Annotated in this window: 10 protein-coding genes; 3 read left to right on the top strand and 7 right to left on the bottom strand. The window is 75.6% G+C overall.

Annotated elements, in window-relative coordinates; translation table 11 throughout:
* Positions 1-148 precede the first annotated feature (148 nt).
* The 6 genes from ABD361_RS05665 to ABD361_RS05640 form a co-directional block, all read right to left on the bottom strand.
* Positions 149-2,278: a 3-hydroxyacyl-CoA dehydrogenase NAD-binding domain-containing protein gene (locus ABD361_RS05665; RefSeq protein ID WP_344433605.1), complete on the bottom strand. Its 2,130-nt coding sequence runs from the start codon at positions 2,276-2,278 to the stop codon at positions 149-151.
* Entirely contained in the window at positions 2,275-3,495 is a 1,221-nt protein-coding gene (locus ABD361_RS05660; RefSeq protein ID WP_344433604.1) for a thiolase family protein, read from the bottom strand. Before ABD361_RS05660 ends, ABD361_RS05665 begins: the two co-directional genes overlap by 4 nt.
* A gap of 294 nt (positions 3,496-3,789) precedes the next feature.
* Entirely contained in the window at positions 3,790-4,407 is a 618-nt protein-coding gene (locus ABD361_RS05655) for a DsbA family protein (protein ID WP_344433603.1), read from the bottom strand.
* Positions 4,408-4,511: 104 nt separating this feature from the next.
* Entirely contained in the window at positions 4,512-5,006 is a 495-nt protein-coding gene (locus ABD361_RS05650; RefSeq protein ID WP_344433602.1) for a MarR family winged helix-turn-helix transcriptional regulator, read from the bottom strand.
* A 68-nt stretch (positions 5,007-5,074) separates the two neighbouring features.
* Positions 5,075-6,664, bottom strand: a complete 1,590-nt coding sequence (locus ABD361_RS05645) for a DHA2 family efflux MFS transporter permease subunit (protein WP_344433601.1) — start codon at positions 6,662-6,664, stop codon at positions 5,075-5,077.
* On the bottom strand, positions 6,661-7,242 hold the full coding sequence (locus tag ABD361_RS05640; RefSeq protein WP_344433600.1) for a gamma carbonic anhydrase family protein: 582 nt from the start codon (positions 7,240-7,242) through the stop codon (positions 6,661-6,663). The genes ABD361_RS05645 and ABD361_RS05640 overlap by 4 nt, the downstream gene beginning before the upstream one ends.
* A gap of 148 nt (positions 7,243-7,390) precedes the next feature.
* On the opposite strand from ABD361_RS05640, the gene ABD361_RS05635 reads away from it, so the two are divergent.
* Positions 7,391-14,833 carry an SDR family NAD(P)-dependent oxidoreductase gene (locus ABD361_RS05635; RefSeq protein WP_344433599.1) on the top strand — a complete coding sequence of 2,481 codons (7,443 nt, stop codon included), beginning with the start codon at positions 7,391-7,393 and terminating at the stop codon, positions 14,831-14,833.
* A 204-nt stretch (positions 14,834-15,037) separates the two neighbouring features.
* On the opposite strand, the gene ABD361_RS05630 is transcribed toward ABD361_RS05635, so the two are convergent.
* A complete protein-coding gene (locus tag ABD361_RS05630; protein ID WP_344433598.1) occupies positions 15,038-16,318 on the bottom strand; it encodes a cytochrome P450 in 1,281 nt (426 codons plus the stop codon).
* A gap of 114 nt (positions 16,319-16,432) precedes the next feature.
* Between ABD361_RS05630 and ABD361_RS05625 the strand changes: the two genes are divergently transcribed.
* Together ABD361_RS05625 and ABD361_RS05620 are read left to right on the top strand one after the other, a co-directional pair.
* Positions 16,433-18,613, top strand: a complete 2,181-nt coding sequence (locus ABD361_RS05625; RefSeq protein WP_344433597.1) for a hypothetical protein — start codon at positions 16,433-16,435, stop codon at positions 18,611-18,613.
* A 113-nt stretch (positions 18,614-18,726) separates the two neighbouring features.
* The gene (locus ABD361_RS05620; RefSeq protein ID WP_344433596.1) at positions 18,727-22,503 is read left to right on the top strand and encodes an nSTAND1 domain-containing NTPase; all 3,777 of its coding nucleotides are present in this window, start codon (positions 18,727-18,729) and stop codon (positions 22,501-22,503) included.
* The last annotated feature ends 4 nt before the right edge of the window (positions 22,504-22,507 follow it).

Raw genomic sequence — 22,507 nt, 5'->3', positions numbered from 1 at the left:
CAGAAGTGCGGGAACCAACCCATTCGCCCACCCGTTGAACGCGGTGAGGCCCCGCGGCATCCCCCCGACCGCGGGGCCTCACCAGTGTTCGGGTACGGGACGGGGCCCGGTCGCCGCGCGACCGGGCCCCGTCCGGGTACCACTTCGGCTACGCCGGGACGCTCGCCACGCCCTGCGGCAGGAAGCGCTTGCCGTTCACGCGCTCGGAGACGCCCTCGCGGTCCAGGTACGGCGTGACGCCACCCAGGTGGAAGGGCCAGCCGGCGCCGGTGATCAGGCACAGGTCGATGTCCTGCGCCTCGGCGACGACGCCCTCCTGCAGCATCAGGCCGATCTCCTCGGCGACCGCGTCCAGGACGCGCTCGCGGACCTGCTCCTCGGTCAGGACGACGTCGCCCTGCTGCAGCAGCGCCGCCACCTCGGGGTCCAGCTCCGGCTTGCCGGAGTCGTGGACGTAGAAGCCGCGCTTGCCCGCCTTGACGATGGCCGCCAGGTTCGGGGAGACCTTGAAGCGGTCGGGGAACGCGCCGGCCAGCGTCTCGGAGACGTGCAGGCCGATCGCCGGGCCGACCAGCTCCAGCAGCACCAGCGGCGACATCGGCAGGCCGAGCGGCTCGACGGCCTTCTCGGCCACCGCGACCGGGGTGCCCTCGTCGATGACGTTCTGGATCTCGCCCATGAAGCGGACCAGGATGCGGTTGACCACGAACGCCGGGGCGTCCTTGACCAGCACCGCGGTCTTCTTCAGCTTCTTGGCCACGCCGAAGGCGGTGGCCAGCGCGGCGTCGTCGGTCCGCTCGCCGCGGACGATCTCCAGCAGCGGCAGGATCGCGACGGGGTTGAAGAAGTGGAAGCCCACGACCCGCTCGGGGTGCTTGAGCTTGGAGGCCATCTCCGACACCGACAGCGAGGAGGTGTTGGTGGCGAGGATCGCGGTCTCGGGGACCACCGCCTCGACCTCCGCGAACACCTGCTGCTTGACGCCCATCTCCTCGAAGACGGCCTCGATGACGAAGTCGGCGTCGCCGAAGGCGGCGGCCTTGTCCAGGGAGCCGGTCACCGCGGCCTTGAGGCGGTTGGCCTTGTCCTGGTTGATGCGGCCCTTGAGCAGCAGCTTGTCGATCTCGCCGTGGACGTAGGCGACGCCCTTGTCCACGCGCTCCTGGTCGATGTCGGTCAGCACGACCGGCACCTCCAGGCGGCGGGCGAACAGCAGCGCCAGCTGCGAGGCCATCAGACCGGCGCCGACGACGCCGACCTTGTTGACCGGGCGGGCCAGCGACTTGTCCGGGGCGCCGGCGGGGCGCTTGCCGCGCTTCTGCACCAGGTTGAAGGCGTAGATGCCGCTGCGCAGCTCGCCGCCCATGATCAGGTCCGCGAGGGCCTGGTCCTCGGCGTCGAAGCCCTGGCGCAGGTCGCCGTTCTTGGCGGCGGCGATGATGTCGAGGGCCCGGTAGGCGGCCGGGGCCGCGCCGTGCACCTTGGAGTCGGCGAAGGCGCGGCCGCGCTCGACGGCCCGGTCCCACGCCTCGCCGCGGTCGACCTCGGGCCGCACGACCTCGGTGTCGCCCTTGAGGACGGAGGCCGTCCACAGCAGCGACTGCTCCAGGAAGTCCGCGCCGTCGAAGAGCGCGTCGGCGATGCCGAGCTCGAAGACCTGCTTGCCCTTGAGCTGGCGGTTCTGGTTGAGCGAGTTCTCGATGATGACCGAGACCGCGCGGTCCGCGCCGATGATGTTCGGCAGCAGGGTGCAGCCGCCCCAGCCCGGGACGAGGCCCAGGAAGACCTCGGGCAGGGAGAAGGCGGGGATCGCCTTGGAGACGGTGCGGTAGGTGCAGTGCAGGCCGACCTCGACGCCGCCGCCCATGGCCGCGCCGTTGTAGTACGCGAAGGTGGGCACGGCCAGCGAGGACAGGCGCTTGAAGACGTCGTGGCCGCCCTTGCCGATGGCCAGGGCCTCCTCGTGCTTCTTCAGCAGCTCGACGCCCTTGAGGTCGGCGCCGACGGCGAAGATGAACGGCTTGCCGGTGATGCCGACGCCGACGATCTCACCGGCCGCGGCCTCCGCCTCGACCTTGTCGATCGCCGCGTCGAGGTTGGCGAGGGACTGCGGGCCGAAGGTGGTCGGCTTGGTGTGGTCCAGGCCGTTGTCGAGCGTGACGAGCGCGAAGCGCCCGGCGCCGCCCGGCAGGTCGAGGTGGCGCACGTGCGCCTGGGTGACGACCTCGTCGGGGAACAGCTCGGCCGCGCCCTTCAGGAGCTCAGTGGTGGTGCTCACTTGGTGCCTCCGTCGAAGTGCGGGTTCTCCCAGATGACCGTTCCGCCCATGCCGAAGCCCACGCACATCGACGTGATGCCGTAGCGGACGTGCGGCTGCTCCTCGAACTGGCGGGCCAGCTGCGTCATCAGGCGGACGCCGGAGGAGGCCAGCGGGTGGCCGAAGGCGATGGCGCCGCCGTACTGGTTGACGCGCGGGTCGTCGTCGGCGATGCCGTAGTGGTCCAGCAGCGACAGGACCTGGACGGCGAAGGCCTCGTTGATCTCGAAGAGACCGATGTCCTCGATCGTCAGGCCGGCCTTGGCCAGGGCCTTCTCGGTGGCCGGCACCGGGCCGATGCCCATGACCTCCGGCTCCACGCCGGCGAAGGCGTAGGAGACCAGGCGCATCTTCACCGGCAGGCCCAGCTCGCGCGCGACGTCCTCGGCGGCGATCAGGGAGGCGGTGGCACCGTCGTTCAGACCGGCCGCGTTGCCCGCGGTGACCCGGCCGTGCGGACGGAAGGGGGTCTTGAGGTTCGCCAGGTTCTCCATCGTGGTGCCCGGGCGCATCGGCTCGTCCGCCGTGGCCAGGCCCCAGCCCGTCTCGCCGCCCTCGGGGGACGTGCGGCGGACGGAGATCGGCACCAGGTCGGCCTGGATCTTGCCGTCGGCGTACGCCTTCGCGGCCTTCTCCTGGCTGCGCACCGCGTACGCGTCGGCGCGCTCCTTGGTGAGGTGCGGCAGGCGGTCGTGCAGGTTCTCCGCGGTCATGCCCATGAACAGGGCGGACTCGTCCACCAGCTTCTCGGAGACGAAGCGCGGGTTGGGGTCGACGCCCTCGCCCATGGGGTGGCGGCCCATGTGCTCGACACCGCCGGCGAGGGCGATGTCGTACGCGCCGAGGGCCACGCCGCCCGACACGCTCGTCACGGCGGTCATCGCACCGGCGCACATGCGGTCGATGGAGTAGCCCGGCACGGACTGCGGCAGGCCCGCGAGGATGCCGGCGGTGCGGCCCAGGGTCAGGCCCTGGTCGCCGATCTGCGTGGTCGCGGCGATGGCGACCTCGTCGATGCGGGCCGGGTCCAGGTCCGGGTTGCGGCGCAGCAGTTCCCGGATGCACTTGACGACCAGGTCGTCGGCGCGGGTCTCGTGGTAGATGCCCTTCGGGCCCGCCTTGCCGAACGGGGTGCGGACGCCGTCGACGAAGACGACGTCCCTAGCGGTACGAGGCACGTTGGCTCTCCTCCAGGTGGATCGCTGCGCGCGGGCATGCCGATACGGCTCCGCCGCGGTGCGGGCTGACACCGTCATGCTACTTGCGGGTAACCACGCTGCACAGCCCCCCTGGCGGGGCGTCGAAGGTCACATTCCACGAGGCGGGGGCGGTGCCGCGACGCGAACGCCGGACGGGCTGCACCGCAGCCCGTCCGGCGATTGAGGACACCGGGCGAAGCCCGGTCCGGGGTCCGGGGCGGAGCCCCGGGGAACGGTGGAAGGGCGGGACGGGGGCCGGCCGCCCGCAGGGCCCTACGCCGCACCCAGCGCCCGCTCCACGGCGGCAGCCGTCGCGTGGCCCACGGCCAGCACCGTCACCCGGTCGCCGTCGACCGCCAGCAGCGTCGGGAAGCCCTGCACCCCGTACCCCGCCGCCCGCCGGAAGTCGGCCTGCGCCTCGGCCGCCGCGTCCGGGCCGGTGAACGCGGCCGCCACCGCCTCGGCCTCCTCGGCCGGCAGGCCGGCCCGCCCGGCGACGGTGCGGTACGTCGCCGCCTGCGACAGGCTCAGCCCGTCCACGTAGAACGCCCGCTGCAGGGCCGCCGCCAGTTCCGCCGCGCGGTCCGGTGCGGCCGCGCGCAGGGCGGCCATGCCGCGGGCGGCGGCCTCGGAGTCCATGACGAAGGAGCCGTCGGCGATCAGCCGCTCGTACGCGGGACCGAATTCCGCGCCCGTGAGCTCGGCGATCTTGGCGTTGGCGCCCTGGACGTAGCCGAACTCGCGGATCGGCACCCGCCGGGCGCCGGTGAACAGGCCGCCGGAGACGACCTCGACCGGCAGGTCGGGATGGCGGCGGGTGATCTCGGTCAGGGTCGGCGAGAAGCCGTGGGACCAGCCGCAGTAGGCGTCGAAGACGTAGACGAGCTTCATGGGGGGACCTGCCTCCGGGGGACGAGCCCGCCGGACGCGGGCATTCAGCTGAGACAACAGTATCTGCTCTCTCAGGTATTCCTGCAGCAGGCTTCCCGCCGCCCTCAGCGCAGCTTCGGCAGGGCGTCCCGCGCCGCATGGCTGAGGGTCTTGAGGTCCTCCGCGAAGCGGTCGCGGTGCTCCTGCGGCAGCGGTTCGAGGAAGTGGCGGCGGATGTTCTCGCGGTGGACGCGCGCGGCGCGCACCACCGTCTCCTCCCCCTGCGGGGTCAGCCGCACCAGGCGGCCGCGCCGGTCGCCGGGGTCCGCGGCCCGCCGTACCAGGCCGGCCGCCTCCATCCGGTCGACGAGCCGGGTGACCCCGCCGGTGCTGAGCACCCGCTCCTGGGCGATGGCCCGCATGGGCAGTCCCGCCTCCCCCGCCCGGCCCAGGATCAGCAGCACCTCGAACATCAGGTGGCTGATGCCGCACTCCTCCTCGATCGCCCGGCCCAGGATGTACTCGAGCCGGTTCGCGGCCCCCTGCAGGCGCCCGAACGCCAGCACGAGGCCGTCGTTGGCCGCCTGCTCTGCCGTCGCGATCTCCTTCTCCCGCGCCACGTGGCCTCTCGCCCCTCTCACCGCACCCGGACGGCGCCCTGCACGCCTCGCCAGGAGCCTACGCGCCGTCAGCCGCCGGGCAGTGGCGCCCTGTCGCGGCGCAGCAGCACGGCCACCACCAGAGCCGCAGCGGCAATGCAGCCGGCCCCGCACAGCAGTGCGGGGCCCAGGCCGTCGACGAACGCCCGCTCGGCCCACACCGGGGCCTGCCCGGCCGCGCCCGGGGCCGCGGCGGCCTGCCCGAGGCTCGCGGCCGGGCCGTGCCGGAGCACCGAGGCGGCCAGGTCGCGGGCGGCCGGCTGCGGTACGCCCTCGGCGGTGGCGTACGTCACGAGGGCGGAGCGCATCCGGGCGGCCAGGACGACGCCGAGCACGGCCACGCCGATCACGCCGCCGAGTTCGCGCAGGGTGTCCATCAGGGCAGAGGTCATGGCGGTCCGCTCGGCGGGGGCGCGCTGCACGGCGGCGATGACGGCGGTGACGAAGGTCAGCCCGACGCCGGCGCCGAGCACCGGCAGCAGCCAGCCGTACCCGGCGTAGGCGGCGCCGCGGCCGTAGCGGGAGAGGCCGGCGAGGGCGACGGCGCACAGGGCGAGCCCGCCCAGCAGCGGCAGCCGTGCCCCGCGCCGGGCGCACAGCAGCCCGGCGGCCGGGGCGGCGGGGACGATGACGCCGGAGGCCGTGAGGAAGACCGCTCCGGCGCCGGCGGCGGACCAGCCCAGGACGTCCTGCAGGTACAGGGTGAGGAAGAAGACCCCGCCGAAGAGGCCCAGGCTGGCGGCGAACAGGGCCAGGCAGGCGGCGGCGGTCACGCGGTCGCGCAGCAGCCATACGTCGAGCATGGGGGCGGCCGTGCGCCACTCGGTCACGACGAAGGCGGGCAGGGCCACGGCGGCCGTGGCCAGCGCGGCCAGGACGCCCGGTGCCGTCCAGCCGTCCACCGGCGCCTGGACCAGGCCGTACACCAGGCTGCCCAGGCCGACGACGGCGAGCACTTGACCGGCCGGGTCCCAGCGCGTGGGGGCGGGGGGCACCCGCGGCAGGGCGCGCAGGCCGAGCAGCACCATCGCGGCGCCCACGGGGAGGTTGATCCACAGGACGCTGCGCCAGCCGAGGGCGTCGACGAGGGGCCCGCCGATCGTGGGGCCGAGGGCGACGCCCAGGCCGCCGGCGCCGCCGCGCACGCCCATGGCCCGGGTGCGCCGCGTCCCGTCGGGGAAGGCGTGCCGCAGCAGGCCCATGCCGGCGGGCATGAGTGCGGCCGCCCCCGCGCCCTGCACCAGGCGCCCGGCGAGCAGCCAGGCCCAGCCGGGGGCGAGGGCGCCGGCGGCGGAGCCGGCGCAGAAGGCGAGCACGCCGGCGAGGAAGACCCTGCGCTGCCCGAACCGGTCGCCCAGGACGCTGCCGGAGAGCAGGAAGGCGGCGAAGACCAGGGTGTAGCCGGCGACGACCCATTGCAGGCCGCTGATGCCGAGGCCCATTTCGGCGCCGATGTGCGGCAGGGCGTTGTTGAGGGCGAGGTTGTCGAGCATGGCCATGAACACCGCGCCGGCGACGACCGCCAGCGCGCGTCGCTGCCGGGTCCGGGTGCGGCGGGGTCCGGGCACGGCCACCTCCGGCCGGGGGGTGCCGCGGGGGCGGGCGTGGGCGCCGGTCACGGCGGGCCCGTCCCGGAGGCCCCGGCGGGCCGGTACAGCCGCACGAGGGCCCGGTAGTTGCGGGCGTGGGCCTCGACGAGGGCCTCGTCGTCGGGGGTGAGGGCGCGCACGAGGTGGGCGTGCGGCCCGGCGACCAGGGAACCGGCGGGGACGGTCCGGTCCTGGGGGACGACGGTGCCGGCGGCGACGATGCTGCGCGCACCGATCCGGGCGCCGTTGAGCACGATCGCGCCCATGCCGACCAGGACGTCGTCGCCGAGGTCGCAGCCGTGCAGGACGGCGTTGTGCCCGACGGAGCAGCGGGCGCCGATACGGACGGGGAAGCCGGGGTCGGTGTGGACGACGACGCCGTCCTGGAGGTTGCTGCCGGTGCCGACGGTGATCTCGTCGCCGTCGGCGCGCAGCACGGTGTGGTACCAGACGCTGGCGCCGGCGGCGAGGTGCACCGGCCCGATGAGGACGGCGGTGGGGGCGACGTGGGCCGCCGGGTCGAGGACCGGTGCGCGTCCCAGGACGGGGACGGTGAGCACGCCGGGCGGCGCGGGTGCGGGCGGACCGTGTCCGGCGGCGGTGGTCATGGTGGCGCGGTTCCCCGGACGGCCGGCGGCGACACGCGTCCGTCCCCCACATGGATGGAGCGTGAGATCTTTCGCCCCGGGGCGGGCATCGACTGCCAAGAGAGCGCAGTGCGGTTTCTGCCGTCGCGAATTCGAGGAGTTGTTCGCCATGCCACCCTCCTCCGATGCCATCGCCGTCGTCGGTGCCGCGTGCAGACTGCCCGGCGGCATCACCACGCCCGCCGAGCTGTGGTCGGCCCTGACGGAGGGCCGCTGCCCGCTCGGGCCGGTGCCCGCCGACCGGTTCGACGCCGAGCGGTGGGTGGATCCGGATCCGGGACGTTCCGGCAAGACGTACACCGCCACCGGCGGCTTCCTGGCGGACGTGCGCGGTTTCGACTGCGACTTCTTCGCGCTCTCGCCGCGCGAGGCCCGGCACATGGACCCGCAGCAGCGGCTGCTGCTGGAGCTGGCCGTGGAGGGCCTGGACGACGCGGGGATCCCGGCCGCCTCGCTGGCGGGCTCGGACACCGCGGTGTACGTGGGCGCCTCCAACCAGTCCTTCGCCTTCCTGCAGGGCCTGGCGCCGCGGTCGGCCGACGCGTACACGATGACCGGCGGCGCGGTGTGCAACGTCGCCAACCGCGTCTCGCACTTCCTCGACCTGCGCGGGCCGAGCCTGGCCGTGGACACGGCCTGCTCCTCGTCCCTGGTGGCGCTGCACCACGCCTGCGAGGCGCTGCGCTGCGGCCGCAGCGCGCTGGCGCTGGCCGGGGGCGTCAACGTGCTGCTCAGTCCCTTCGAGTTCATCGGTTTCGCAAAGGCGTCGATGCTCTCCCCGACCGGGCGCTGCCGGCCCTTCTCCGCGGAGGCGGACGGCTACGTGCGCTCCGAGGGCGGCGGCCTGGTGGTGCTCAAGCCGCTGGGCGCGGCGGTGCGCGACGGCGACCGGGTGCTGGCCGTCGTCCTGGGCAGCGGCATCAACGCCGACGGGCGGACCCCGGGCCTGGCCCAGCCGAGCGCCCGGGCGCAGGAGAGCCTGCTGCGGGAGGTGTACGAGGCGGCCGGGGTCGACCCGCAGGAGCTGGTGTACCTGGAGATGCACGGTACGGGCACGCCGGTGGGCGACCCGGTGGAGTGCCGCGCGGTCGGCCGGGCGCTGACCGCCCGGCGGGCCGCGGACCGGGCCCTGCCGGTGGGGTCGGTCAAGGCCCACCTGGGGCACCTGGAGCCGGCGTCGGGCATGGCGGGGCTGCTCAAGGCCGTGCTCGTGCTGCGGCACGGCCGGGTGCCGGCCAACCCCGGTGCGCTGCCGCTGAACCCGGCCATCGACTTCGACGCCTGGCGCCTGGCGCCGGTCACCGAGACCCGCCCGCTGCCGGCGCCGTCCGGCGGCCGGGCGGTGGCGGGGGTCAACTCCTTCGGCTTCGGCGGTGCCAACGCGCACGTCGTCCTGGCGGCCGCGCCGGGGCCGGACGGGCCGAGCACGCCGCCCACCCGGGGCGGGCCGCTGCCGGTGGTGGTCTCGGCGCGCACGCGCACGGCGGTGGCCGAGGCGGCCCGGCGCATGGCGGACCGGCTGGAGGGCTGTGCCCCGGGCGACTTCTACGACGTGGCGTACACCTCCTGCCGGCGGCGCGGGCGGCACGAGGAGCGGATCGCGGTGCTCGCGCCGGACGCCGCGACGGCGGCCGAGCGGCTGCGCCGGGTGGCGGACGGCGAGGTGGCGGCGGGCGCGCTGACCGCGGGGGTCGAGGGCGGCACGGTGGCCTTCGTCTTCTCCGGCAACGGCGCGCAGTGGCCGGGGATGGGCGCGCGGCTGATGGAGGAGGAGCCGGTCTTCCGGCGGGCGGTGGCCGAGGCGGACGAGGCGCTGCGCCCGCTGCTGGGCTGGTCGGTCTCGGCGGAGCTGGCGGCCGCCCCCGGCGCGCGCCGCCCGGACACCACCGATGTGGCCCAACCCCTGCTGTTCGCGGTGCAGGTGGGGCTGGTGGCGCTGCTGCGGGCCCGGGGCATCGAGCCGGCCGCGGTGGCCGGGCACAGCGCCGGCGAGATGGCCGCGGCCTGGGCGGCCGGCGCGCTGGACCTGCCGGCGGCGGCCCGGGTGGTCGTCGCCCGGTCGCGGGCGCAGGCCTCGACCGCCGGCGACTGGGGCATGGCCGCGCTCGGCGCCGACCCGGTGCGGGCCAAGGCGCTGCTGGCGCCGTACGAGGGCCGGCTGGAGCTCGCGGGCGTCAACACCGCGCAGGACGTGACGGTCGGCGGGGACGCACCTTCGCTGGCCCGCCTGGGCGAGGACTGCCGCGGGCAGGGGGTGTACTTCCACGACCTGGGCCTGCCGTACGCCTTCCACAGCCGGGCCATGGACGGCCTGGAGGAACAACTGGCCGCCGACCTCGCGGACCTCAAGGCGCGGCGCGCCGCGGTGCCGTACGCGTCGGCGACGACCGGCGGCGTGCTCGGCGGCGAGGAACTGGACGCCGGCTACTGGTGGCGCAACCTGCGCCGGCCGGTGCAGTTCGCCGCGGCGGTCGGGCAGCTGGCCGACCTGGGCTGCGACCTGTACGTGGAGGTGGGTCCGCACCCCGTGCTGCGCGGCTACCTGCGCCGGCTGACCTCGGCCGGCCGGAGCCCGGCGCTGGTCGTTGCGACCCTGTCGCGGGAGCAGCCGGGCGCGGACGCGGTCGACTCGGCGGTGGCCCGTCTGCTGGCCGGCGGCGCCCGGCACCGCGACTCCGTCTTCTTCCCCCGCCCGGGCCGCGTGGTGGACCTGCCGGCCTACCCCTGGCAGCGTGAACCGCACTGGAACGGCGATCCCGGCGCGTGGTCGCGCACCTGCGGGGACGGGCGCGTCGACCACCCGCTGCTCGGCGAACGGGCGGCGACGGCCGAACCGGTCTGGCACGGCCCGTTCGAACCGGCGCGCGTGCCCTGGCTGGACGGGCACCGGGTCGGCGGCGCGGTGCTCATGCCGGCCACCGGCTACCTGGAGATGATGCTGGCGGCCGGGCGCCGGGTCCTGGACGGGCCCGTCGAGATCGGCCGGCTCGCGATCCCGGCGGGCCTGGTGCTGCCCTTCGACGAGGACCGGCAGATCGAGCTGCAGACGGCCCTGGCGCCGGACGACGGCGTGGTGCACATCGCCAGCCGTGGCGGGAGAGAGGACACCTGGCAGCAGCACGCCCGGGGCCGGCTGCGCCGGCTGTACGCGCCGGTGCCGCCGCTGACCGACCTCGACGCCCTCGCCGCGGCCCTGCCCGGGCGGCGCACCGCCGAGGAGCACTACCGCCTCGCCGGCGGCAAGGGCCTGGACTACGGCCCGGCCTTCCGGGTCCTGACGGACTTCCGGGTCGGCGACGACCAGGTGCTGGCCGACTACGCGGGCGGCGGCGACCTCGCCGGCTACGAGGCCCACCCCGCGCTGCTGGACGGCGCGCTGCAGGCGGCCTCCCCGCTGCTGGAGGACGCCACCGCGGACGGCGGCGCTCCCTTCCTGCCGGTGGCCGTCGAGCGCGTACGGGCCTGGCGGCGGATGCCCGCCATCGGGCACGTGCACGTGCGCGCCCGCACGGTCACCCCGCGCGAGGCCCTGCTGGACATCGCCGTCCTCGCCCCCAACGGGCTGACCTGCCTGGCCCTGGAGGGCTGCCGGATGCGGCGCGTCGAACAGCAGGCGCGCGTACCGGTGCGGCTGCACACCACCGTCACCCGGGCCGCGCCGCTGCCCGGCCCGGCGGGCACACCCTGCCCGCTGCCGTCCCCCGCCGACGCCCTGGCGGCCTGCGCGGCGGACCTGGTACGGGACCGGGAGCACGCCGACCGCGAGGGCATGGACCGGCTGCGGGCCCTGACCGCCCACTTCGGCGCGGCGGCCCTGGCGAGCGTGCTGGGCGACCGGCGGCAGGAGCCCTTCGCGGTGACCGACGTGCTGGCGGCGGGCGTGCCGGCCGACTACGCGCCGCTGGTCGAGACGCTGCTGCGGGCCGCGCACGACCACGACCTGGCGGAGGCCTGCGGCGAGGGCTGGCGCGCCACGGGCACGCCCGCGCCACTGGAACGGTTCCGTGCCGCGCTCGCCGACTGCCCGCACCTGGCGGTCGAGCTCGCGCTCGCCGGAGCCGGCGCCGGGCAGCTGGTGCAGATCCTGCGCGGCCAACGGGACCCGGCCGAGGTGCTGCCGGCGGAGGCCAATCGCCACCTGCTGGAGGAGCTGCGCACCGACGGCTGCACCAGCGGCTTCGCGGGCCGCGCCGCCCGCACCGTGCTGCGCGCCCTCGTCCGCGACTGGCCCGCCGACCGGCCGCTGCGCGTGCTGGAGGTCGGTGCCGGCACCGGCGGCACGACCGCACACCTGCTGCCGGTGCTGCCCCGCGACCGTACCCACTACACGTACGCCGACGCCTCGGCCGCCTGCCTGCCGCGGGCCCGCAAGCGCTTCGCCGGTCACGACGTCCTCGTCCCCCGCGTGCTCGACCTCGACCGCGACCCGGCCGGGCAGGGTTTCGCGCCCGGCTCCTTCGACGTCGTCGTCGCCCCCGCGGCCCTGCACACCGCCCGCGACGTGCGGCGCGCCCTGGAGCACGTGGCCGCTTTGCTGGACGACGGCGGGCTGCTGCTGGCCACCGAGCCGCACGACGTCACGGCGCTGGCCCTGCTCGACGGGCTGCTGCCGGCCTTCTGGCAGCGCGGGGACCACGAGGTGCGCCGCCGCGGCCCGTTGCTGCCGCCCGACGGCTGGCGGCGGGTGCTGGACGGTGCCGGCTGGCAGGAGGTGGCCGTCGCCGGCGACACGGAGGACGGCGCGCGCTGCGACGTCTCGCTGCTGCTGGCCCGGCGCCCGGAGCGCACCGGGCCGCGGCCGGCCGCGCCGGCCGCCCGGCACACCGGCACCTGGCTCGTGGCGGCCGAGCGGGAACAGGACGCGCTGGCGGGCGCCGTGGCCGAGCTGCTGACGGCCGCGGGCGCGAGCGTCCGGCGCGTCGCGCCCGGTGACGACCCCGGACAGTGGTCGGCGCTCCTCGGCAGCGGGGCGGGCACGGCCGGTGGGCCGCAGACGCACGTGCTGCTCCTGCTGGGCGGGGACGCCGGCGACGACGAGGGCGAGCTGGACCGTGCCGTGGGCCGTACGGCCGTGCTGCGGGCGCTGGCCGCCGCGGCGGGCGCCGGGGGCGTGTCGCTGTGGCTGGTCACCCCGCCCACCGGCGTCCTGCCCGCGCCGGAGCGTCCGCTGGCGCCGGGCACCGCCGCCGCCTGGGGCGTGGCCCGCACTCTGGCGGGCGAGCACCCGGACGTGTCCGTGCGGCGCATCTCGCTGGACGCCACGGGCCGCACCGGGGCGGACGCCGCCCGCCTCGTCGCCGAGCTCACCGGGGCGGGCGAGGAGGACGAGGTGCTGCTCACGCCGGCCGGACGGTTCGTCACCCGGCTGCGCGAGGACAGGGATCCGGACCCCGCGGCCGGTACGGAGCCCGGCGAGGAGCGGCCCTTCGCGCTGCGGGTGCACGACACCGGCCCCGCCCACCGGCTCGTGTGGGCCCCGGACACCGTGCCCGAGCCCGGCCCCGGCCAGGTCGTGGTCCACGTACGGGCGGCGGCGCTGAACTACCGGGACGTCCTGCAGGCCCTGGGCACCGTGCCGCTCGATGCGGGCGCGGGCGGGCACCGGCCCGGCATGGAGTGCGCGGGCGTGGTCACCGCCGTCGGCCCGGGCGTTGCGGACCTCGCTCCCGGCGACCGCGTCCTGGCCTTCGGCTCCGGCACGCTGCGCTCCCACGTCGCCGTCCCCGCGGCCACCGCGGCCCGGATGCCCGAGGGGATGGGCTTCTGCGCGGCCGCCACGCTGCCGGTGGTGTTCCTGACCGTCCATCACAGCCTGCACCACCTGGCCCGGCTGGCGCCCGGCGAGCGGGTGCTGGTGCACGGCGGGGCGGGCGGGGTGGGCCTGGCCGCGGTGCAGTACGCCCGGCGGGCGGGCGCCGAGGTCGTCGCCACGGCCGGCACTCCCGCCAAGCGCGAGCTGCTGCGCCTGCTGGGCGTCGCCCACGTGCTCGACTCGCGCTCGCTGCACTTCGCCGACCAGGTGCGGGCCGTCACCGACGGGCGCGGCGTGGACGTCGTGCTCAACTCCCTGGCCGGGGAGGCCGTCGCCCGCGGCCTGGAGGCCCTCGCGCCCGGCGGGCGGTTCGTCGAGCTGGGCAAGCGCGATCTGTACGCCGACGGGCGGCTGCCGCTCGGCGCGTTCCTGGGCAACGTCACCTTCAGCACCGCCGACCTGGCCCGGCTCGCGCACGAGCGGCCCGCGGCGTTCGCCGAGGAGTTCGCGGAGGTCGCCGCGTGCGTACGGGAGGGGGCGTACCGGCCGCTGCCGCACCGCGTGTACCCCGCCGACCGGGTGGCCGAGGCGTTCGAGGCCCTGCAGCACTCCCGGCACATCGGCAAGGTGGTCGTCTCCCTTCGGACCCCGCCCGTCCTGCCGCCCGTGCCCGCTCCCCTGCGCCTGGACCCGGCGGCCACCTACGTGGTCACCGGGGGCCTGGGCGGCTTCGGCGCCGCCACCGCCCGCCGACTCGCCGCGCGCGGCGCGCGCAGGCTGTGCCTGGTGAGCCGGCGCGGGGCCGAGGTGCCCGGGGCGGCCGAGCTGCTGGAGGAGCTGCACCGGCAGGGCGTGGCGGCCTCCGCGCACGCGTTCGACGCGGCCGATGCCCGGGCCATGGCGGCGCTGCTGGACTCCGTCGACACCCCCGCCCACCCGCTGCGCGGCGTCGTGCACGCCGCGATGGTCCTCGACGACGGCCTGCTGACGGAGGTGACGGAGGAGTCCGCGCGGCGCGTGCTGTCCCCCAAGGCGGCCGGCGCCCGGGTGCTGGACCGGCTCACCCGCGGCCGGGAGCTGGACTTCTTCGTCCTGTACTCCTCGGTCGCCGCCCTGCTGGGCAACCCGCAGCAGAGCACCTACGTGGCCGCCAACCTGTGCCTGGAGTCCCTCGTGCGGGCCCGCCGGCACGCCGGCCGGCCGGGCCTGGCCGTGGCCTGGGGCGCGCTCGGCGACGCCGGCTACGTCGCCCGCAACGGGCTGGACGGCTTCATGGAACACGTGGGCCTGGTCCCCGTCCCCGCCGAACGGGCCCTGGACGCCCTGGAGGAGCTCCTCGCCGGTGGCCGGGACGACGTCGCCGTCGTCGCCGGCATCGGCTGGGGCCGGGTGCGCCACGGCATCGGCGCCGTCGGCGCGCCCCGTTTCGCGCTCGTACGCCCCGAGGGCGAGGACGACGCGACGGGCAGGGCGGCGCGGGACATGGCGCAGGCCCTGGCCCGCGCCACGCCCGAGGAGGCGCTCGCCAAGGTGACGGAGGCCGTCGTCACCGTCCTGGCGGGCGTCCTGCAGACGACACCCGACCGCATCGCCCCCGACCGGCCCCTGAACCAGCTGGGCCTGGACTCCCTCATGGGCGCCGAACTGATGACGACGCTCCACCAGCGCCTGGGCTGCGACGTCCCGGCGATGGAGATCCTGGCGAGCCCCACGGTGGCCGCTCTGGCCGCCCGCTGTGTGCAGCGCCTGAAGCCGGTGCCGGACACGGGGGCGGAGCCGGCAGGGGCCGCCGCGCGCTGAGCCGCCCGGAGGGAGCCGTCCGGGCGGCACCACGGCGCCCCGTAAGGGGCGCGGGGAACTGCGCGACAAGCCACGATGCGCCCGCGGATGGAGCGCCGTGCTGCGCCCGGACCCCGGGGTGGGCCGCCGACTGCGGGCCGTCAGTGGCCGATCGCGCAGTTCCCCGCGCCCCTACGGGGCGCTGCATGATCCGCCGGACACGCCCTAGGGCAACCGGTCGTCGTCCGCCAGGCCCGCGGTCAGCATCACCGGCAGGCGTTCCAGGCCACGGCTGATCAGGGTCGGCTTGTGGCGCACCGGCTCGCCGGTGGGCACCGGGCGGCAGCGGGCCAGGGCCGTCAGCAGGGCGGCGGCCTGGACGCGCACCAGGCGGGCGCCCAGGCAGAAGTGCTCGCCCCAGCCGAGGGAGAGGTGCGCCGGGGTGCGGGTGGTGTCCAGGCAGTGCGGGTCGGTGAAGACGGCGGGGTCGCGGTTGGCGGCGCCGACGAGAAGGCCCACGACGGTGCCGGCGGGTACGGGCGTGCCCGCGACGGCGGCGTCGCGCAGGGCGACGCGGGTGATGAGCTGGATGGGCGGGTCGTAGCGCAGCAGTTCCTCGACGGCGCCCGGTACGGCCTGCGGGTGGGTGCGCAGGCGGTCGAGCTGGCGGGGGTGGGAGAGCAGGGCGTGCAGGCCGTTGCCGACGAGGTTGACGGCCGGCTCGTAGCCGGCCACCACCAGCTGGCCGACGGCCGTGACGATCCGGTCGACGGTCAGCAGCGAGCCGTCGGGGCCCGGGGCGACCAGCGCGCCGAGGACGTCGCCGGCCGGGGCGGCGCGGCGGCGTTCGATGAGGTCGCGCAGGTAGCGGGCGAAGTCCAGGCGGGCGCAGGAGATGCGGGCGGTGTCCTGCGGTGTGCGCAGCGCCTCCGGGTCGAAGCCGGCCGTCATCCACTTCAGGGCCTCGATCCACTCCCGGCGTTCGTCGAGGGGGACGCCGACCAGCGCGCAGATGACGTCGAGGGCGAGGGGTTCGGCGAGGTCGGCGATGACGTCGACCTCGCCGGCGCGGTCGGCGGCGGCCAGCAGGGCGGCGGCGCGGTGCTCGACGGCGGGCCGCAGCCGTTCCACGGCCCGCGCGGCGAACGGCGCGGCCACCCGGGTGCGCAGCCGCCGGTGCTCGGGCGGGTCGGTCATCAGGAAGGACTGCGTGCCGGTGTCGAGCGTGCCGAAGCCGAAGCGGGCGTCGCCGAGCACGGCCAGGCATGCGGCGTGGCCGGTCACCACCGTCACCTGCTCGTCCAGGCGCAGCACCGGGCCGCCGGCGGCGGTGCGCAGCTGCTCGTAGTGGCGGTAGGGGTCGGTGTGGAAGGCGGGGTCGCGGACGTCGAAGGGGAGCCGGTCCCACATGTCGCGGGTGACGGCGGTGACCGGGGTGCCCGGGGTGGTGGCGTCGTCCGGGGCGCCGGGAGGGTCGGGGATTGCGGTGACGGGGCCGGTGGTCACGTCGTTCCCCCTTGATTGGTGTGACGCCTGACGCCGGAAGGGTTTCTTCCGTGTTTCTTCCCCGCAGAATTCCCGGGCACCGTCAACAAAAACGCCGCCATGGAGGGGACAGTCATGGACATACCCGGTGGGTTGAGCCGGAGAAGACTCCTGAAGGCCGGCCTCGTCGCCTCGGGCGCCGCGTGGGCGGCCGGCCGGCTGCCGTCCGGCGGCCCCGCCCCGTCGCCCGCCCCGCTGCCGCTCGAACGGGCCGCCTGGGCCCGGCAGGCCGCCCAGGGCGCACGGACGCAGGCGGCCTTCCCCGACTGGAGCCGCTTCGCGCGCATCGCGGACGGCACCTTCGACGAGGACGCCGACCCCGTGCGCGACATGAAGCCGGTGGTCGACAGGCTCAAGAGCCAGAACGTGAGCGTGATCGAGCTCGACACCATCCTCTCCCACTGGCTGACCGACGCCGAGTTCGCCGAGCACATGACGAAGGTCAAGAGCTTCGCCCAGGTCGCCCGCGCGGCCGGGCTGCGCGTCGTCGTCTACTACCCGTCGCTGGAGGTCATCAGCCTCGGCGGCGAGAAGGGACGTTCCTTCTACAAGGACGGCGACGGCAAGAACTGGGTCCAGCGTTCCCTGGACGGCAAGCCCAACGTCTTCTACGGCAGCCTCGTGGTCTGGGTGGACCCCGGTGACGAGAGCTGCTGGGTCAGCCCCAACTCTCCCTGGCGCGACTTCTACCTCGGTCGCATCAAGCAGCTCGCCGCCACCGGTGTCGACGCCATCTGGCCGGACGTGCCCATCTACTTCGACGGCGCCCTCACCTGGTGCGACGCCTCCACCTGGGCCGCCGCCGCCTTCAAGGCCGACACCGGGCTCGCCCTGCCGCCCGCCGACAACTTCTCGGACCCGCGCTTCCGCCGCTACGTCGAGTGGCGCCACCGCAACCTCAACCAGTGGCAGCTGGACATCGCCGCCGCCGGCCGCTCCGTCAACCCCGACCTGCTGACCTTCGTCGAGACGGTGAGCATGGACTACCAGTACGCCACCCGCATCGGCCTGGACGGGGCGTACCTGCGCACCGCGGGCGGCGGCGTCAGCCACGTGTGGGAGGTCGACATCCTCGGCCTGCGCGACGGCATGCGACACGCCACCGCCAGCGACTGGACCTGCCTGATCTCGATGTACAAGTACGCCCGCGCGGCCAGCGGCACCAAGCCGGCCTGGGCGTTCTCCTACGGCTGGAAGGCCGACGACGCCTCGCTGGTGATGGCCGAACTGCTGGCGTCCGGCTGCAACCCGTACGAGGTCAAGAGCCCGTTCAAGGACATCAGCACCGACGTCGCGATGCGCACCCGCATGTACGCCTTCGTCGCCGCCCAGCAGGAACGGCTGTACGACACCGTCTCCGCCGCCACCGTCGGTGTCTACCACTCCTCCGCCTCGCGCGACTACGTCGCCCCGACGGCCGGCACCGGCATGTACGTCAACGCCAAGGCGCCCGCGGGCGTCGCCGACTGGTGGAGCGGCGGCGCGACGGAGGAGAGCTGCACCCGGCAGGCGTGGCTCGGCGAGTTCCGCGGCACCGTCAAGGCGCTGGTCTACGGCCACATCCCCTTCACCACCGTCACCAGCCCGGACCTGACGGCGGCCGACCTCGCCGGCTACCGCGTCCTGCTGCTGCCCAACCTGCAGGCCGTCTCGGACGCCGAGGCCGCCGTGCTGCGCGGCTACGTCTCCGGCGGCGGCACGGTGGTCGTCACCGGGCCGGCGCCGACCGCCCTGGACGAGTACGGCGCGGCGCGCGGCGAGTACGCGCTGGCCGACGTGCTCGGCTTCGGCAAGGCGGACGCCGCCCCGGCCACCAAGCGGCACGCCTTCGGGGCGGGCACCTGCCACTACGTCCGGGACCTGGCGGGGCTGAAGTACCTGACCGCCACCGACCAGGCGAGCGCGGACGCGCTGCTGGGCCCGGTGCGCGAGGCGGCGCCGCCGGCCGTGACGCTCGCCGCCGGCGACCGGCGCATCCACGTGGAGGCCGGCCGGCTCGGCGCCGGCGAGACGGTGGTGCAGCTGGTGAACTTCACGGGCTTCGGGGACGCGCCGGGGACGTTCCGTACGGTACCGGCGCCGTGCACGGTGGCGGTGCGGATCCCGGAGGGCAAGCGACCGCTCTCCGCGGCGGTCGCCTCCCCCGATGCGGCCTCGCCGGTGGCGCAGCCGGTGCCGTTCTCGGTGGCCGCAGACGTGGTGCACGTGGAATTGACGGTGAAACAGTATTCCTTGCTGAGCGTCAGTTTCGGCTGATTCGCTCACGTACGGCGCCCCCTGAGAGCATGACCGATGCATCGATCATTGCGGGGGGCGCCGTGCGGGGCGGGGCTCCTGCACGGACATCCGGGAAGAGGGGCCGCGCAGCGGTGGAAGAAGAAGACCTGGGCACCGGGGAACTGCTGCGCCGGCTGCGCCGCGACCAGGGGATGTCGCTGGCCGAGCTGGCCCGCCGGGCCTTCTACAGCAAGGGTTACGTCAGCAAGGTCGAAAACGGCGAGAAACCGCTGACCTTGGAACTGAGCCGCGTCTGCGACCAGGTGCTGAAAACCGGCGGCACGCTGCAAAAGGCCGTCCTGGCGACGGCCAAGGACAACGGCGGCAGGAAACGGGACACGGGCGTGTGCCCGTACCCGGGCCTGTCCCCGTTCGGTGTGCGGGACGCGCGGTGGTTCTTCGGCCGCGCGGACGCCGTGGCCGACCTGGTCGCCCAGCTGAGCGAGCGGCTGCGGACGCCGGGGCCCCTGCTGGTGACGGCACCGTCGGGCGCGGGCAAGTCGTCGCTGCTGAGGGCGGGGCTGCTCCCGGCCCTGGCACGCGGAGTCCTGCCCGCCGCCGGCTCACGCAACTGGCCCGTCGCGCTGCTCACTCCCGGGGAGCGCCCTCTCGACGCGCTCGTGGAGCGGATATCCGTGGCCACCGGGGCGTCCCGCCGGCTGCTCGAAGAGGCCCGCCGGCACGGCGCGGACGCCTTCGCCGCCGCGGTGGGCGCCGCCCTGCCGGACGAGGGAGCCGCGCTGATCGTCGTCGTGGACCAGTTCGAAGAGACCTTCGTGCTCTGCCCCGACGCACGCGACCGGGCGGCCTTCGTGGACGCGCTGACGGCCCTGACGGCGCCACGGGGCACCGGCGCGGGCGCCCTTCCCACCGCGCTCGTCGTCCTCGGTGTCCGGGCCGACTTCTACGACCGCTGCCTGGCCTTTCCCGCCCTTGCCGCGTCCCTGCAGCGGGGCCACATCACCCTGGGGCCGATGGGGGACGCGCAACTGCGCGACGCCGTCACCGGGCCGGCCCGGGAGGCCGGCCTGGAGGTGGAGCCGGGGCTGGTCGAGGTGCTCCTGCGCGACATCGGACACCTGCCCGGCCGGGCGGCACCCGGCCACGCCGCGCAGGGCGGAGCACTGCCCCTGCTCTCCCACGCCCTGCTCGGCACCTGGCAGCACCGGGAGAACTCCACGCTGACCGTCGAGGGCTACCGGTTGACCGGGGGCGTGTACGGCGCGGTGGCCGCCACCGCCGAGCGCGCCTACGCGTCCCTGCCCGCCCGGCAGCAACAGGCGGCCCGGCGCGTTCTGCTGCACCTGGTCCAGGTCGGCGACGACCGGGAGACGAGCCGGCCGGGCCGCAGGGCCGACCTCGTGGAGGCGGGCGGCGGCGCGGACGGTGACGCCGAGGCCGTCGTCGAGGCGTTCACCCGGGCGCGGCTGCTCACCGTGGACGCCGACCACGTCGAGGTGGCCCACGAGGCCCTGCTGCACGCCTGGCCCCGGCTGCGCCAGTGGATCGAGGAGGACCGGGCCGTCCTGCACGCCCGTCAGGCACTCGCCGAGGCGGCCGCCGCCTGGGAACGGGAAGGCCGTGACCCGAGCCTGCTCCACCGCGGCTCCCGCCTGGCGGCGGCCCTGGAGGTCACCGGACGCCCCTCCGGCGCGGCCGCCCTCACCGCGACGGTGCGCACGTTCCTCGAAGCCGCTGTCGAACGGGAGCAGTCGGAGAAGCGGACGGAGCAGCGCCGCCTGCGGAACCTGCGCACCCTCACCGCCGCCCTCGCCACCCTTCTGGTCCTCTCGCTCGTGGCCGGCGCCGCCGCCCTCCACCAGAGCCGCAGGGCCGAGGACCAGCGCCGCGTGGCGGAGTCCCGCGAACTCGCCGCCCGGGCCACCGGCATGCTGCGCGACCAGCCCGAGGCCGCGGTGCTCGTCGCACTGAGCGCCTACCGCCGCTCTCCCACCGCCGAGGCCCGCAGCAGCCTGCTGAGCACGTACGCGGCGTTCCCCGGCAACCAGCTCACCAGTCACACGGACGACGTCTTCGCCGTGGCGTTCAGCCCCGACAGCCGTACGGTGGCCACGGCGGGCGACGACCACACGGCCAAGCTGTGGGACACGGCCTCCCGCAGGCTGCTGGCGACCCTGACGGGGCACACCGACAGGGTCCGTGCCGTGGCGTTCTCCCCCGACGGGCACACCGTCGCGACGGCCGGCAGGGACCGGACGGTCAAACTGTGGGACGTGCGGTCCCGCCGCCCGATCGTCACCCTCACTGGCCATGCCGGCGCCGTCAACGGTCTGGCGTTCGGCCCGGACGGGCGCACCCTGGCGTCGGCGGGCGACGACGGCACCGTGCGCCTGTGGGACGTGGCCGCGCGTCGTGCCGCAGGCGTGCTCGACAACGGCAACGGCGCCGTCTGGCAGGTCGCGTACGCGCCCGACGGCCGTACGCTGGCCGCCGCGTACACCGATCAGAAGGTCAGGCTGTGGGACCCGGCCTCGCGCCGCGTCACCGCCACGCTCGGCGGCCATACGGCCGCCGTCACGGCGGTGGCCTTCTCCCCCGACGGCCGCACCCTCGCCACCGGGGGCCTGGACAGGACCGCGCGGCTGTGGGACCGCGCGTCCGGCCGCATGACCGCCACCCTGTCCGGGCACCGCGACATCGTCTGGTCGGTGGCCTTCGCTCCCGACGGCCGCACCCTCGCCACCGCCGGCTACAACGACGACACCGCGCGCCTGTGGGACACGACCACGCACCAGGCGGTCGGCGCGCTGACGGGGACGGGGTCGATCCCGGCGGTGGCCTTCAGCCCGGACGGGCGGAGCATCGCCACCACCTCGACCACCGAACAACGCGGCACCACGCCCGTCCTGCAGCTCTGGGACGCCTCCTCCCGGCAGAAGACCGGCACGCTCGTCGCAGGCGGCGGGACGGCGACCGCCCTGGCCCTCTCGCCGGACCGGCGCACCCTGGCCGCCGGTGACGCCCGGGGCACCGTCGTGGTGTGGGACATGGTCGCGGGCAGCGTCCTTGCCACCCTCTCCGGTCCCGCCGGCGCCATGACGAGTCTGGCGTTCTCCCCGGACGGCCGTGCCCTCGCCGGCACGAGCGACGACGGCACGGCACGGCTGTGGGAGACCGCCACTTACCGGGAGTCGGCCACCCTGACCGGCCACGCCGGTGCCGTCCTCGCCACGGCCTTCAGCCCCGACGGCCGCACGCTGGCCACCGCCGGCGCCGACCGCAGCACCCGCCTGTGGGACGTGCGCTCGCACGAGGCGATCGCCGTCCTCGACGGCGAACCCGAGGCCGTGGCCTCCCTGGCGTTCTCCCCGGACGGCCGCACCCTCGCCACCGGCAACCACGACGCGGCCGTCCGCCTGTGGGACCTGCGGACCCGCAAGGTCGTCGCCACCCTGACCCGCTCGGGCCCGATGTGCAGGACGTACTCCCTCGCGTTCAGCCCCGACGGCACCACCCTGGCCGCGACCAGCTGCGACGTCACGGTGTGGGACGTGGCGGCCCGGCAGCGCGTCACGAGACTGACCGGCCACACGGAAACCGTGAGCCACCTCGCCTACACCCCCGACGGCAACACCCTGGCCACAGCGGGATACGACCGCACCGTCCGCCTGTGGGACACCCGCGACCACCAGCCCGTCGCCACCCTGACCGGCACGGGCGGCTACGTCTCGGGGCTCGCCGCCTCCCCCTCGGGACACACCCTCGCCACGGTCAACACCGACCGCACGGTGCGCATCTGGGAACTCGACCCGGCGACCATCGCCGACACCGTGTGCCGGCTCAGCGCCGAACACCACTGGGACATGACGCTCACGAAACTCCCGACGAAGAACCCCTGTGGCGGATGATGAG

Origin of the sequence: Streptomyces luteosporeus (assembly GCF_039532865.1) — a bacterium.
Taxonomy (GTDB): Bacteria; Actinomycetota; Actinomycetes; order Streptomycetales; family Streptomycetaceae; genus Streptomyces; species Streptomyces luteosporeus.
This window is presented reverse-complemented; position numbering and strand designations above follow the sequence as displayed.

Coding starts and splice junctions, on each gene's coding strand:
- ABD361_RS05655 (WP_344433603.1), bottom strand. CDS start 4,407: ATGAAGCTCGTCTACGTCTTCGACGCCTACTGCGGCTGGTCCCACGGC.
- ABD361_RS05640 (WP_344433600.1), bottom strand. CDS start 7,242: ATGACCACCGCCGCCGGACACGGTCCGCCCGCACCCGCGCCGCCCGGC.
- ABD361_RS05635 (WP_344433599.1), top strand. CDS start 7,391: ATGCCACCCTCCTCCGATGCCATCGCCGTCGTCGGTGCCGCGTGCAGA.
- ABD361_RS05625 (WP_344433597.1), top strand. CDS start 16,433: ATGGACATACCCGGTGGGTTGAGCCGGAGAAGACTCCTGAAGGCCGGC.